Genomic DNA, 12,323 nt, shown 5'->3' with positions numbered 1-12,323 from the left:
TTGAGTAAATGATCCGTTCCGTCGTTCGCGGCTTCGGGGCAGCGCTGCCGAAGCGAGTGATGACCAATAAGGAAATGGAAACGAAGGTCGACACATCCGACGAATGGATCGTGCAGCGGACCGGGATTCACCAGCGTTATATCGCGGGCGAGGGGGAGACGACGGCATCGCTCGGAGAAAGCGCTGCGCGTGCCGCGCTTGCGAGGGCCGATCTGACGCCCGACGATCTGGACCTGATCATCGTCGCGACGTCGACGCCGGACAACACGTTTCCGGCAACGGCGGTGAACATCCAGAATCGCCTTGGCATGCGGCATGGCGCGGCGTTCGACATGCAGGCGGTCTGTTCCGGATTCGTCTATGCGGTCGCGACGGCGGATGCCTATATCCGCGGCGGCCTCGCCAAGCGTGCGCTGGTAATCGGGGCCGAGACGTTCTCGCGCATCCTCGACTGGTCCGATCGAACGACCTGCGTGCTCTTCGGCGACGGAGCGGGCGCGATCATTCTCGAAGCGCAGAAAGGCTCGGGCACGAATGCTGACCGGGGCGTGCTGACGGCGCAATTGCGCTCCGACGGCATTCACGGCGACAAGCTCTACGTCGACGGCGGCCCGTCGACAACGGGCACGGTGGGCCATCTCCGGATGGAAGGGCGCGAGGTGTTCAAGCATGCCGTCGGCATGATTACGGATGTGATCGAGGCGGCATTCGAGGCAACCGGGACGACGGCAGACGACGTCGACTGGCTGGTTCCGCACCAGGCAAATCGCCGTATCATCGACGGCTCGGCAAAGAAGCTGGGTATCCCGCTCGACAAGGTTGTGGTGACCGTCGACGTGCATGGCAATACGTCGGCCGCCTCCATTCCGCTCGCGCTTGATACCGCGGCGGTCGACGGGCGGATCAAAAAAGGCGACCTCGTGATGCTCGAGGCGATGGGCGGTGGCTTCACCTGGGGCTCCGTTCTCATCCGGTGGTAAGAAAATAATGAAGCACCGCAGGCGCTTGACCACAAAAGGCAAGGGCAATAGTCTTCGAGCGCTGATCGGCATGCCAGACATCGGTGGGGGAAGATGAGCGGAAAAACAGTAACACGGGCGGACTTGGCTGAGTCGGTCTTTCGCAAGGTAGGCCTGTCTCGCACAGAGTCTGCCGAACTCGTGGAGACGGTCATTGATGAAATTTGCAACGCAATCGTGCGTGGCGAGAGCGTGAAACTGTCTTCCTTTGCAACGTTTCAGGTGCGCGACAAGAACGAGCGCATCGGGCGCAATCCGAAAACCGGAGAGGAAGTTCCGATTTCACCGCGCCGGGTGATGACCTTCAAGGCGTCGAACGTGTTGAAGCAGCGCGTGCTGAAGGCGCATTTGAGCCGCAAGGCCAAGCAGAGACCGGCGTCTCCTGCGTCCTGACCGCTTGCCCAAAACCACAAATGTGGTTGAAAACCTGTCCATAACCCATTGAAATGGGCGCGACTCGTGCGATCATCGAGCGGTGACCCATCCATTGCGGCGCTGACATGCCGCGCGATCTGTAAATGGGGATGATATGGACAAAAGCCCGGACGCCTTCCGCACAATCAGCGAGGTTGCAGACGAGCTCGATCTGCCTCAGCACGTCCTGCGTTTCTGGGAGACGCGGTTCCAGCAGATCAAGCCGATGAAGCGCGGCGGCGGACGGCGGTACTATCGCCCGGAGGACGTCGATCTCCTCAAGGGTATTCGCCATCTCCTTTATGATCACGGCTACACGATCAAGGGCGTGCAAAAGCTGCTCAAGGCCAACGGCAACAAGTTCGTCGCGGCGATCGCAAGCGGCGATCTCGCGACCGTCGAGGCACTTGCCGCTTCCAGCAATGAAGAGCCGCAGCCGCCAAAGGTCGGTGTCGCGGACGAAGACCAGATCGTTGGCCGCGCGAAGGCGCCGGCAGGCCGGCGGTTCTTCGCCTTCGGCGGCGGTGGCGACGACGCCGCGGAGATATCGATCGGCAAGACTTCCGTAGGCAAGGAAGACCGCGCGCTTTTGCAGGAAGCGCTTTACGATCTTCTGGAATGCAAGCGGTTGCTCGATCAGGTGAGGTAATATTTGACCTGGCGAAAGGGCTCAGTGAGCCTGTGGCCACCGGCCTCAAGGGCTGGCCTATTTTGGTCCGTGCCGCTTGGAGGCGCCATTAGCTTGCTGGTCGGGAACGGACACGAAGGTGGGGAAATGAATATGTTCGAGGATCGCAAGGCCCTTTTCCCCGCCCGCAGTGTTTGCTGCCGGCGCGATTTGCATTGTGGCGGAGAGATCCTCGAGATATTCCAGCGCCTCATGGATCGCCAGTAACGTTGACATCCTGCCGTCGGCCTCGCCTGCCTGCTGCAGATCATGCCTTGTATTCTCCACCATCTCCCTAACGAAGCCTGGCGGGTCATCACTCTGGGAAGCGGCCCACTGGAGGAGACGGCGCATCATGAATTCATTTACACGCAATGCGGCCACGGTTTGGCCCAGGAGGAGCGTCAGTTTCTGAAGCTTGTCTGCGTCTATTTTCCGGGACATCTGGATATCTTTCCGCCCTTTGGTTTCCTCTTCCGGAGCTTCGCCCAAGGTCGGTGAAATGCCCGGCGGCTCTGCACCGACAGAGGCCGAACGGCCCGGTGCAGGTTTTGTTCCCGGTGTGCTTGGTCGCGCGCTGTGATCCATGTCCAGGCGGTCGTTTCCTTTTTCCTGTCGATACCCAATTTCGGGCTTGCGCTCCAAGCGTTGAGAATATAGGGGTTTCTTCGGTTCGGAGCGTAGCGCAGCCCGGTAGCGCACTTGACTGGGGGTCAAGGGGTCGTGGGTTCGAATCCCGCCGCTCCGACCATTTTCCTCTTTGATTTCAATGCGCTACAAGAGACGCTTTCGTTAGCCATACCGGTTAAATGGGAACGAAACGCGCTCAGATTCACTGTTCGGGAGCGAATAGTCCCGAAAAAGTCCCGAACGATCCCCGTCATTTGTTCTTCCTTTGTGCCTTCTTCGAGCGGGAAAGCGATTCGAGGGCTTCCGCGACCTCCTCATCGAGGACGTGAGCATAGCGCGTCGCCGCCGAAGAAATCCCCGAGGCCGATAGGTAAATCCGAAGCATTGTGCCATCGGGCGACGCGTGGGAATTCTGGCGCGTCCGGCGGCCAAGTGAACAGTTTTGTGATTTGGACGACGCCACTGCGGCGGATAGACTGCGCCTGCAACAACAAGGAGAAGCCGTATGAAGAGCATCCTCGTATTTGCAGCCGCCTTCGCCTTGTCGGCACCGGTGGCTTCCGCAGAGTGCATCGGGCACTCGAAAACCACTGCTTCTGTAGACGAAGAGATGACCACGGCGAGCGTCACCAAGACTGAACAGTCGACGCCGGCCGAGGAGATCCTCCTGCAGCAAAAACGGCAGCAGGAAGAGCGAGAGGCGGACGAATAGGTCCAACAACGTCGGATGCCGGGCTTGCCCGGTTATTGGGCATGGCATCCAGCATCCGACGCCTCTTATGAAGAACAGCTCTCAACTCCCGTATCGCACGACGTTTTGCGCAGCGATGGCCTGTCTTGCAGAGAGGTGACCGCTCACGGTTCGGCGCGCCGCTAAACGTCGATAAAGTTCCTCCATCCGGTCAAGCATGACGTCGAGGGTGAAGCGCTCGTTGCGCGCCTCGGCCGCTTTGAGGAGCGAAGGGTAGCGTTCCCGGTTGCGGCGGCGATCATCGTTTTCGCAAGCTGCGAAACGTCGTCGCTGTTGGGAATGATGAGACCGTTCTCGCCGTTGTCGACGACGGTTTTCGCACCGCCGACATCGGAGATGATGATCGATCTTCCGGCGGCGGCCTCCAGCATGACATAGGATATCGCTCCGCAGCGCGGTCAAGCCGATTGCCTCGGCTCACGGACGAAGCCGTCTTCCGCTCGCACTGGCGAATAGATCGCCGCTTGGCTCCAGCACTTCGAGGAGGCGCAGCGCAAGGGCTGTCGATCCGTCCGTTGCTGGTTCGCTCATGTTTATGCGCGCCTTCCGGCGCGGACCTGCCTTTGAAAGCGATATTCGAGCGCGGCGCATCCCCAGACGATGCCGAGCAGCATGTAGAAATGGCGCCAATGGTCTGTGTCAATGACGTTGCCGACGCCAACATGGCCTATCAGCGTGATCCACGCAATCATCAGGTATGGCTGCCAAGGCCGATCGAGCAGAAGGAAGCGGAAGCCCAGGGAAAGCGTCCATGCGATCAGCATCACGTAGGCGATGAAGCCGATCCAGCCGTAGGACGTCAGGCATTTCAGCCAGATATTGTGTTCGTCCTCCGGGAAAATGGTACTGAAGACCAGCGGGCCGATGCCGAGCGGCCTTTCCATCGACATGAGAAAACCGATCCTGTGCCGGTCGAACCTGCCGAGATGCCCGCCATCATACTCCTGGACAAGCTGGGAGCGGCTCGAGAAGAGCGTCGCGACCTGCTCGGACTGCAGGGCGGCCGCCAGTGCGGCGACGATGAACAGGGCGCCGCACAGGGCCAGGACGAGGATGCGCAGGCGGAAGAGGCCGCTCCGCTCCTTCAGCAGCATGACGAAGACAAAGGCAACAACGCAAAAGAGATTGAGCGCCCAGGCCGCCCGTGAGAACGAGAGGAAGACGCCGAGCGCCAGGACGAGAAGTCCGACGATCTTCGGCGGAGCTCGGCGGATCGGTTGGGTAAGCAGACCGTGGAGGAGATAGAGCGCGGGCGCGGCGAGGAATGGTCCGAAAACATTCGGATCCTGGAACGCTCCCTTCGCACGGTCATAGAGCGTGAAGTTGGCGCTGCCCGGTATGGCGCCGAAATAGCCGAGAATACCGAGAAGCGCTGTGATTATCGCGGCAGCGACCCAGGCATTGAAGATCAGGCGCAACCGCTGATGCCGATCCTCGATGATCGCCGCAAAGAAGACCGCGGAGAGGGCGAGGAAGCCGGAGACGGCCATGTACATCGGCCCGGTGCCGAGGTCCGCCATCACGGTCAGCGACAGGATTCCGCCAACCATGAACACGACAAGGAGCGAGAGCAGCGGCGCCACATAGCGGGAAATCTTCAGCCCGAAGAGTGCCCATAGGCCGATGAGGCACGCCATGAAAATCTCGTAGGGCGCCGGCTCCGCGATGACGAAGCCGGACAGAAACACCGCGACCGTCACCAGGCCGGAAGCGACGAACGAAATCGCAACAAGCTGGGGGCGAAGGACGATCGGCTGGGGTGCGCCCGCGGAGATCAATAGGCGTTTTCCGTATTGAACAAACGGAACGGTGTCAGGAAAAGGATCTTCAGATCGAAGAGCAGTGACCAGTTTTCGATGTAGTGGAGATCGAAAGCGGTGCGGAAGCGGATTTTCTCGTCATTGTCGATCTCGCCGCGCCAACCGTTGATTTGTGCCCAGCCGGTCACCCCCGGTTTGACGCGATGGCGAGCGAAATAACCCTCCACGACATCGGAAAAGGTTCGGTCCCGGGTCTGCGCAAGAACAGCGTGTGGGCGCGGACCGACCAGCGAGAGCTCGCCCTTCAAGACGTTGAAGATCTGCGGCAGCTCATCGATCGAAGACTTGCGCAGAAAGCGGCCGACGGGCGTCACGCGCGGGTCTCCCTTGGAGACGGCGCTGCGAGCGGTCGGGTCGCTCATATGCGTGTACATCGAGCGGAACTTGTAGACCTCGATCGTCTCGTTGTTGAAGCCGTGCCGGGCCTGCTTGAAGATGATCGAACCCGGTGACGTGACCTTGACGGCGACTGCGGCTGCAAGCATCACCGGCCAGAGCAGAAGGAGTGCGACGACGCTGAAAAAGATATCGAAGCAGCGCTTCGCTACCGAATCCCAATCGGCGATCGGTTTGTCGAAGATGTCGAGCATCGGAACCTGTCCGACATGGGAATAGCTGCGCGGTCGGAAGCGCAGGTTGTTGGCGTGCGCGGCCAGCCGGATGTCGACCGGTAGGATCCAGAGCTTCCTCAACAGCTCGAGTATTCGTTTTTCCGCAGTCAGCGGCAGCGATATGATCAGCATGTCTATCCTCGCAAGCCGGGCGAACTCGACGAGTTCGTTGACGGTCCCCAGCTTGGGGTAGCCGGCGATCATGTTCGGTGATCGCCGCTCGTCGCGGTCATCGAAGATGCCGCAGATGCGGATATCGTTGTCCGGCTGATGTTCGATCGTGCGGATCAGATCCTTCGCCGCCGGACCACCACCGACAATGACGGCGCGACGTTCCATCGTCCCGTTTCGCGACCAGTGTCGGATCGAATAGGCGATGAACGCCCGTTGGGCGACGAGGAAGAGCGCGCCGCCCATGAACCATCCTGCGATCCAGACGCGGGAATACTGATGGCCGGATTTAAGGAAGAAAAGCGCAAGTGCGATGGCGCCAAAGGCGGCAACCCAGGCGCCAAGAATGCGCGGTGTCATTCGCAGCCAGGCGCGCAGCGCCGGAACCTGATAGCCATCGGCGATCTGGATAGCCGCGACGGCGAGTGCCGAGCCGCCGGCAAGAATTGCAAGATAGACCGGAAGTTGTTCGAGATCCGGCTGAACATAGTACGCGTTGATGCCATAGCCGATAGCAAAGAGCACTGAGAAATCGAGCAGCCGGATCAGACCGGTGATCATCGCAGGTGAATAGGTGTCGGCGCGAAACTGGAGCGCGATCTGTCGAGCCAGCGGATTGAGCTCCGTCGCGCCTTTTTCCTCGATCGTCTCTTTGGGGGCAACCGTCCTGATCTCGGAGATCTTCTTGCGAAGCGCTTCCGGATCGAATGTTTCAGGCCTCTCGTAGTGGTTCATGGTCTTTTCCCGGCGCTGGAGTCCCTCCGTCCGGATAGCAGAAAGCCACTAAGAAACGCTTACGTTGTAAGGAGCTGTTCCCCTGCAGGGGTCGCATTGCCCACCAGCTCGCGGTATAGCCGCATTACGCCTTTCGTCATGACCGATGACGCGAAGCGGGACTTGAACGCTTCGGGATCCGGCATCATCCTTTCGGCCCAGTCCTGCTCGACGATCGCGGCGGCCATGATCGTGGCGAGCGACTCCACGCTGGGTTCGGCAAGGGCACCGCTATCGGCGCCGAGGACCTCCGGGATCCCGCCAACCCGCGTTGCGATGAGCGGTTTGCCGGCGGCGAGTGCCTCGAGGACGATGTAAGGCATCGATTCCGCCCGCGACGGGATGACGACCGTGCGTGCGAGTGCGAAGGCTTCCCTCGCCTTCATCGCCGGGAGCATGTTGATGCGGCGCCCCAGTCCCTTGCGCAGTTTCATCTCCGCATATTGCTGCTGTTGCGGCCCGTCGCCGATCATCAATGCGGAGAGGGGGCGGCCGGCGATCCGCTCGGCCGCGGCAAAACTCTCCACAAAAAGATCGGGACCCTTGAGGTCCCGCATCATGCCAATATAGAGGAAATCCACCGCGCCGGGCGTGACCGCGACGGGCTCGAATTCGCGATCGTCGATGCCGTTATAAATCAGTTCGTTGCGGCCGGGCGGCTGGCCGACCTTCGCGAAATAGGTCTGGCGCTCATAATCGCAGACGAAGACGAGCGCGTCGGTGAGGCGCTCCTGCAGCCGTTCGAACCGGAAAATCGCTCGACCTTTCAACGATCTTGAATCGTAATGGAGGCTGCCGCCATGGGGCGAATAGAGGCGGGCTACGCGATACTTGTTGACCCGCAAGGCTGAACCGATGGTGCGCGCAAGGACGCCGCCCTTGGCGCCGTGCCCGTGCAGCACATCCGGTTGCAAACTTCTGATTTCCTTGTAGCTGCGCCAGAGCGCGACAATATCGGACGGTCCGATGGAGCGATGAATGGGCAGGCGAACGACCCCGAGCGTCAGATAGGGGCGGATCGCATCGAACAGGGCGTCCTCGTAGGCGCCGCCGGTCGTGCTGTCGCACAGAATCCCGACCTCGTGTCCGGCATTCGCGTGGGCTTCGGCAAGATCGCGCACGTGGCGGAAGATGCCGCCGACCGGCGACCTGAAGCAATGAAGAATGCGCAGTGGACGTTCGCTGTGCATGGATGTCAGAACAGCCGTTCGCGGACGTAGATCGTGTCGCCGGCCAGGACCGGATCGGAAATCGGCACGCGGCCGGTAACGATGCGGCCGTTGATCTTGCGGGTGATGTCGGCGTTCGACTGGTTCGCACGCGGCGAGAAGCCGCCGGCGACTGCGATCGCATTCTGGACCGTCATCCCGGGAACGTAGCTATATTGGCCTGCCTGGCCCACTTCACCCATGATGAACACCGAACGATATCGGTCCACCTCGATGGTGACGTCCGGATCCCGGAGATAGCCTTCGCGCAGCTTTGCGGCGATCATGCCTTCCAGTTCCGGCAGCGTATGGCCGCGCGACGGTACAGCACCGATCAGCGGGAAGGCGACATAGCCTGCCTGGTCGACGGTATAGGTGCCGCTGAGGCCGGCCTGTTCGAACACGTTGATGCGAAGGCGGTCGCCGCTGTCCAGCCTGTAGGGCTGGATGGTGGCCTCGCTGAAAGCTTTGGGAGCCGGCTGGTAGCTGGTGCAACCGCCGACCAGTGCCGACAATATCGCCAACGCGATAGCGCGTGCTGTCTTTTTGCCTGCGGTCGACATGCGGGTCTCGGGCTCCGGAAACGATCACCTCTGGCGACGTTATCGATCCGTTAGGGTTAATAGCCGGTAAACTCGCCCGAGAATTTTGATGGAAGGTTCGGGAAGGCGCACCACCTTATGGTTGCGCCGGAAATTAACCCTTGCGTTACCATGTTCCTTTACTTTCCGGCCGGATGAGGAACCTTCGGAGTTGAGACATGTCGGGCATCGGCGGCGGGCAGCAGGATGTGGATATCGATCTCGGTGGGCTCTTCCGCGCCGTTTGGGAACGGCGTACCCGGCTCTTGCTCGCGACGGTTTGTGTCGCGGGCGCAGCCTTCGTAACCGCGAAGATGATCGCTCCGCAATACCAGAGCGAGACGCGACTGCTGATCGAGTCGCGCGAACCGGAGTTCAGCGGCTCGAACCAGCTGGCGCAGCCGGGATCCGATCGGGTTTTCGATGAATCCGGCATTTCAAGCCAGGTGCAGGTGCTGCGCTCCGCCGATCTGATCAAACAGGTCGCGCGCAACATGAAGCTGCATGAACGCAGGGAGTTCGATCCTTCTGCCGAACCTTCGGCCCTTTCCGATCTTCTGGTAATGCTCGGCGTCAGGAAAAATCCACTCGACTTGCCGCCCGAAGAGCGCGTGCTGAAGGAGTTCGACTCCAAGCTGCAGGTTTATCAGGTTGAGAAGTCGCGCGTGATAGCCATTGCTTTCACTTCGGAGGACCCCAAGCTTGCGGCCGCCATCCCCGATGAGATGGCGAAGGTCTATTTTTCCCTGCAGAGCGGCGCCAAACTCGATTCCAATTCGGAGGCGAGCCGTTGGCTGGAACCGGAAATCGCGAACCTTCGCGAGAAGGTGCGCGAGGCCGAGGCGAAAGTTGCAGCCTACCGTTCCTCCTCCGGCCTGTTGCCGACCGGTCAGACGGAAAACTTCGCCACACGCGAGCTCACCGATATTTCGAGCGAGCTCGCCCGGGTGCGCGGAGAGCGGGCAAATGCCGAAGCGCGCGCGAAAGGCGTGCGCACGGCGCTAGCCGACGGCCGCGCGCCGGACACGCTGACCGAGGTCGCCGGCTCGCAGATGATCCAGCGGTTGAAGGAAAGCGAAGCCGCTGTCCGGGCGCAGATTGCGGACCTGTCGACGGCATTGCTCGACGGCCACCCGCGTCTCAAGGGCTTGAAATCCCAGCTTGAAGGCATCAGGCAGCAAATCCGCGCCGAGACCCGCAAGGTCCTGGTCAGCCTGGAGAATGAAGCCAGGGTCGGGCAATTGCGCGAAGAGCAGTTGCTGCAGCGGCTCAATACGCTCAAGGCGCAATCCGCGCAGGCGGGGGAGGAAGAGGTCGGCTTGCGCGCACTGGAGCGCGAAGCGACCGCGCAACGGCAGCTTCTCGAAACTTATCTCGCCCGCTACAGGGAAGCGACCTCGCGTACGGTTGCAAATGCAACGCCGGCGGATGCGCGCGTGATTTCGAATGCGGTCGTTCCGAGCAACCCGGACTTCCCGAAGGTAGTGCCGATCACGGTAGTCGCGGCACTTGCCACCTTCCTCGTCGGTTGCGTCGTCATCATGCTCGGCGAACTGTTCAGCGGACGGGCGCTGAAGCCGGTTTCCGGCGCGGAACCGGAAGGTTTCGGACAATTGACACCCGTCTTGGCGGAAACCGAGCCGGCGGAGCCGATGCTGGCGCTCGCCGATGTCGCCGACGCAGCGGAACAGGACCTTGAACCAGAGAAGGATACAGAACCAGCGGAAAGCGAGTTCTCGATCGAGTTCGTTGCCGCTCACCTCCTGGATCGGAACGTCCGGATCGCCGTTTCCGTTTCGCCCGGCGGCGACGAAGGATCGACGGCGACCGTCATGCTGGCGCGGCTCCTGGCTGAGGAAGGACAGAAGGTCGTTCTCGTTGACCTTACCGGCTCGGCTTGTCCGACGCGGCTCATGGCGCAGTCGTCCTCGCTGCCCGGTATAACCAACCTGCTTGCCGGCGAAGTCGCATTCACCGAATCGATACATGCGGACCGGTTCTCCGAAGCACACATCATTCCCCAGGGAAATGCTGACGCGCGGACGGCAATGCGCGGGATCGAACGGTTGCAGATGATTGTCGATGCGCTCACCAATGCCTATGATCTGGTTCTGGTCGAGTGCGGCCCGGCGGACGCCACCGCCGTGTCCAAGGTTGCCCGGCGGGAGGGAACCGAGATCATATTGTCAGCCTCGTCCGTCAGCGATGAACGGATTGTGGAACTCTTGACCGACCTTGGCGAGGCCGGCTTCCGCAACATCGTGCTGATGACCGGACAGCGCGAGAGCGACCCGGACTTTCCCCATCGCCGCGCGGCATGAACACAGACAATACGTCTTCGGGGTATCCCCGCGCGGTTCGGATGCTCAGTTCTCGTCCATTGCATCCGCAGGCTTCAGCGTTGATTGACGCCGCTGGCGCAACCGCTGCACGAACGCGTAGGATGCCTTGTTGGCTTTGATCAGGCGCTTGGCAAGAATCGCGCCGCGATGGACGTAGGCCGCGAGATATCCGCGGAGCGTCATGGGCAAGACGATGTCCCGCAAGGGTGTCTCGATGGTGCACCACGACCGTTTGTAGGGCTGATCGCCGATCCCGAAATCGAAAAGCGTGACGCCTTCCGAACACAGCCTTTCGATGATCCGGTAAAACAACAATTCTCCCGGACTGCTGTCGGCGGCGATCCCTTCATCAATCGAGCCGAACTGGCAGATGACATGGTCGCCCTTGCGCGAAAGGCCGGCGATCGCAATGACCCGACCCTCGTGCTCGCCCTTGAGGCGAATAGCGTTGAGCTCGAGCAGTTGCCCATTCGCCGTGTGACCAGGTTCAGCGAGCGCATGGAAGAATGCGCGGGTATCGGCATCACGAAACACATCCGGCAGGCCGTGCGCCTCGAAGCGCGCCGCCTTCTGCTGTAAGAAGGTTTCCAGCAGAAGGCGCGCTTCCGATGCCTCTAGGGCAACCACGTAGTCGTAGCCGCCAAGGGCGGCGAGACGCCGCTCCGATATGCGCATCTTCTTGCGCCGCCGCTTTGCATTGAGCTGTGCCAGCGTCCGTTCGATATTCCCCAGCAGCGGCAGTTGGAATGAGGCGTCGGCGTTCTGCAAGGCGGGCAGGCCGGCGAGCGGATGAGCCTTTCCGCGCCACCTCGCTGGTATCTTGTCGAGTGTGACGATGTCCGCGAACGCTCGCAGTTGGCGTTTGATCCCGACGGTCAGCGCGCGCACCAGTTCCAGAGGTGGCATTGCATCCTCTTCGGCAAACAGGCCGGTATTGAGATTGCTATGCTCGGAGCCGATCAGCCGCGCCGTGCGGAAGAAGCGTCCGCTGTCGATTTCGAGCGGCAGGATAAAGAGCGTTTGCTGGCCGCGCGAGGCGCGGACGAAGAGCATCTGGTCCCTGTGCGTTTTCCTCCACGCGGCGCACCAGTCGAAGCTCTGGTGCAGCGAGTTCTGGCTGTTCTCGTCCAGAACGCGCCATTCCGTCTCGAGCGCGGCCATGTCCGCGTGGAGGGAGACGGTGATCGTCCGGGTGTCTTGCGTTTCCGAACAATGAGTCGAGGCGCGATCGCTCGACTGCGGATCGTTCAACGGGGTTAACGTGAAACAGGCACTCGTCATCTCATCCACCGTTCGGAAGCCGGATCGTGCGTCCATTGAAGCGCAAACGTCGCT

Annotated in this window: 12 protein-coding genes and 1 tRNA gene; 6 read left to right on the top strand and 7 right to left on the bottom strand. The window is 61.0% G+C overall.

The window, feature by feature from the left end; all coding sequences use genetic code 11:
* Positions 1-8: 8 nt before the first annotated feature.
* The 3 genes from ILFOPFJJ_RS09445 to ILFOPFJJ_RS09435 all read left to right on the top strand — a co-directional run bounded on the left by ILFOPFJJ_RS09445 (position 9) and on the right by ILFOPFJJ_RS09435 (position 2,082).
* Positions 9-980, top strand: coding sequence for a beta-ketoacyl-ACP synthase III (locus tag ILFOPFJJ_RS09445; RefSeq protein ID WP_173510310.1), 972 nt, complete (start codon positions 9-11; stop codon positions 978-980).
* Between the two features lie 93 nt (positions 981-1,073).
* The gene (locus tag ILFOPFJJ_RS09440; protein ID WP_173510309.1) at positions 1,074-1,412 is read left to right on the top strand and encodes an integration host factor subunit alpha; all 339 of its coding nucleotides are present in this window, start codon (positions 1,074-1,076) and stop codon (positions 1,410-1,412) included.
* A gap of 136 nt (positions 1,413-1,548) precedes the next feature.
* Positions 1,549-2,082, top strand: a complete 534-nt coding sequence (locus tag ILFOPFJJ_RS09435) for a MerR family transcriptional regulator (protein WP_173510308.1) — start codon at positions 1,549-1,551, stop codon at positions 2,080-2,082.
* Positions 2,083-2,139: 57 nt separating this feature from the next.
* Here the strand turns inward: ILFOPFJJ_RS09435 and ILFOPFJJ_RS09430 are convergent, their stop codons facing one another.
* On the bottom strand, positions 2,140-2,688 hold the full coding sequence (locus ILFOPFJJ_RS09430) for a hypothetical protein (RefSeq protein ID WP_173510307.1): 549 nt from the start codon (positions 2,686-2,688) through the stop codon (positions 2,140-2,142).
* Positions 2,689-2,774: 86 nt separating this feature from the next.
* Here ILFOPFJJ_RS09430 and ILFOPFJJ_RS09425 point away from each other — a divergent pair.
* Both ILFOPFJJ_RS09425 and ILFOPFJJ_RS09420 read left to right on the top strand, forming a co-directional pair.
* Positions 2,775-2,851: transfer RNA gene (locus tag ILFOPFJJ_RS09425), tRNA-Pro, on the top strand.
* A gap of 384 nt (positions 2,852-3,235) precedes the next feature.
* Positions 3,236-3,442, top strand: coding sequence for a hypothetical protein (locus ILFOPFJJ_RS09420; protein ID WP_173510306.1), 207 nt, complete (start codon positions 3,236-3,238; stop codon positions 3,440-3,442).
* Between the two features lie 161 nt (positions 3,443-3,603).
* Here ILFOPFJJ_RS09420 and ILFOPFJJ_RS35020 read toward each other — a convergent pair whose 3' ends face one another.
* The 5 genes from ILFOPFJJ_RS35020 to ILFOPFJJ_RS09400 all read right to left on the bottom strand — a co-directional run bounded on the left by ILFOPFJJ_RS35020 (position 3,604) and on the right by ILFOPFJJ_RS09400 (position 8,628).
* Positions 3,604-3,852 (bottom strand): glycosyltransferase, encoded by a 249-nt coding sequence (locus tag ILFOPFJJ_RS35020; protein WP_376741399.1) that lies wholly within the window; start codon positions 3,850-3,852, stop codon positions 3,604-3,606.
* A 162-nt stretch (positions 3,853-4,014) separates the two neighbouring features.
* Positions 4,015-5,259, bottom strand: coding sequence for an O-antigen ligase family protein (locus tag ILFOPFJJ_RS09415; protein WP_173510305.1), 1,245 nt, complete (start codon positions 5,257-5,259; stop codon positions 4,015-4,017).
* Positions 5,256-6,818: an undecaprenyl-phosphate glucose phosphotransferase gene (locus tag ILFOPFJJ_RS09410; RefSeq protein WP_173510304.1), complete on the bottom strand. Its 1,563-nt coding sequence runs from the start codon at positions 6,816-6,818 to the stop codon at positions 5,256-5,258. The genes ILFOPFJJ_RS09415 and ILFOPFJJ_RS09410 overlap by 4 nt, the downstream gene beginning before the upstream one ends.
* Before the next feature lie 59 nt (positions 6,819-6,877).
* Positions 6,878-8,047 (bottom strand): glycosyltransferase family 4 protein, encoded by a 1,170-nt coding sequence (locus ILFOPFJJ_RS09405; RefSeq protein ID WP_173510303.1) that lies wholly within the window; start codon positions 8,045-8,047, stop codon positions 6,878-6,880.
* A gap of 5 nt (positions 8,048-8,052) precedes the next feature.
* Positions 8,053-8,628 (bottom strand): polysaccharide biosynthesis/export family protein, encoded by a 576-nt coding sequence (locus ILFOPFJJ_RS09400; RefSeq protein ID WP_173510302.1) that lies wholly within the window; start codon positions 8,626-8,628, stop codon positions 8,053-8,055.
* 197 nt (positions 8,629-8,825) lie between these two features.
* Between ILFOPFJJ_RS09400 and ILFOPFJJ_RS09395 the strand changes: the two genes are divergently transcribed.
* On the top strand, positions 8,826-10,967 hold the full coding sequence (locus ILFOPFJJ_RS09395; RefSeq protein ID WP_173510301.1) for a GumC family protein: 2,142 nt from the start codon (positions 8,826-8,828) through the stop codon (positions 10,965-10,967).
* Between the two features lie 45 nt (positions 10,968-11,012).
* Here the strand turns inward: ILFOPFJJ_RS09395 and ILFOPFJJ_RS09390 are convergent, their stop codons facing one another.
* The gene (locus tag ILFOPFJJ_RS09390; protein WP_173510300.1) at positions 11,013-12,269 is read right to left on the bottom strand and encodes a GNAT family N-acetyltransferase; all 1,257 of its coding nucleotides are present in this window, start codon (positions 12,267-12,269) and stop codon (positions 11,013-11,015) included.
* Between the last annotated feature and the right edge of the window lie 54 nt (positions 12,270-12,323).

The sequence above is a fragment of the Sinorhizobium psoraleae genome (assembly GCF_013283645.1).
In the GTDB taxonomy this organism is placed as follows: domain Bacteria; phylum Pseudomonadota; class Alphaproteobacteria; order Rhizobiales; family Rhizobiaceae; genus Sinorhizobium; species Sinorhizobium psoraleae.
This window is presented reverse-complemented; position numbering and strand designations above follow the sequence as displayed.

Bases quoted from the DNA above. Each gene is read 5' to 3' on its own strand.
- ILFOPFJJ_RS09445 (WP_173510310.1), top strand. From the start codon at position 9: ATGATCCGTTCCGTCGTTCGCGGCTTCGGGGCAGCGCTGCCGAAGCGA.
- ILFOPFJJ_RS09440 (WP_173510309.1), top strand. From the start codon at position 1,074: ATGAGCGGAAAAACAGTAACACGGGCGGACTTGGCTGAGTCGGTCTTT.
- ILFOPFJJ_RS09435 (WP_173510308.1), top strand. From the start codon at position 1,549: ATGGACAAAAGCCCGGACGCCTTCCGCACAATCAGCGAGGTTGCAGAC.
- ILFOPFJJ_RS09430 (WP_173510307.1), bottom strand. From the start codon at position 2,688: ATGGATCACAGCGCGCGACCAAGCACACCGGGAACAAAACCTGCACCG.
- ILFOPFJJ_RS09420 (WP_173510306.1), top strand. From the start codon at position 3,236: ATGAAGAGCATCCTCGTATTTGCAGCCGCCTTCGCCTTGTCGGCACCG.
- ILFOPFJJ_RS35020 (WP_376741399.1), bottom strand. From the start codon at position 3,852: ATGCTGGAGGCCGCCGCCGGAAGATCGATCATCATCTCCGATGTCGGC.
- ILFOPFJJ_RS09410 (WP_173510304.1), bottom strand. From the start codon at position 6,818: ATGAACCACTACGAGAGGCCTGAAACATTCGATCCGGAAGCGCTTCGC.
- ILFOPFJJ_RS09405 (WP_173510303.1), bottom strand. From the start codon at position 8,047: ATGCACAGCGAACGTCCACTGCGCATTCTTCATTGCTTCAGGTCGCCG.
- ILFOPFJJ_RS09400 (WP_173510302.1), bottom strand. From the start codon at position 8,628: ATGTCGACCGCAGGCAAAAAGACAGCACGCGCTATCGCGTTGGCGATA.
- ILFOPFJJ_RS09395 (WP_173510301.1), top strand. From the start codon at position 8,826: ATGTCGGGCATCGGCGGCGGGCAGCAGGATGTGGATATCGATCTCGGT.
- ILFOPFJJ_RS09390 (WP_173510300.1), bottom strand. From the start codon at position 12,269: ATGACGAGTGCCTGTTTCACGTTAACCCCGTTGAACGATCCGCAGTCG.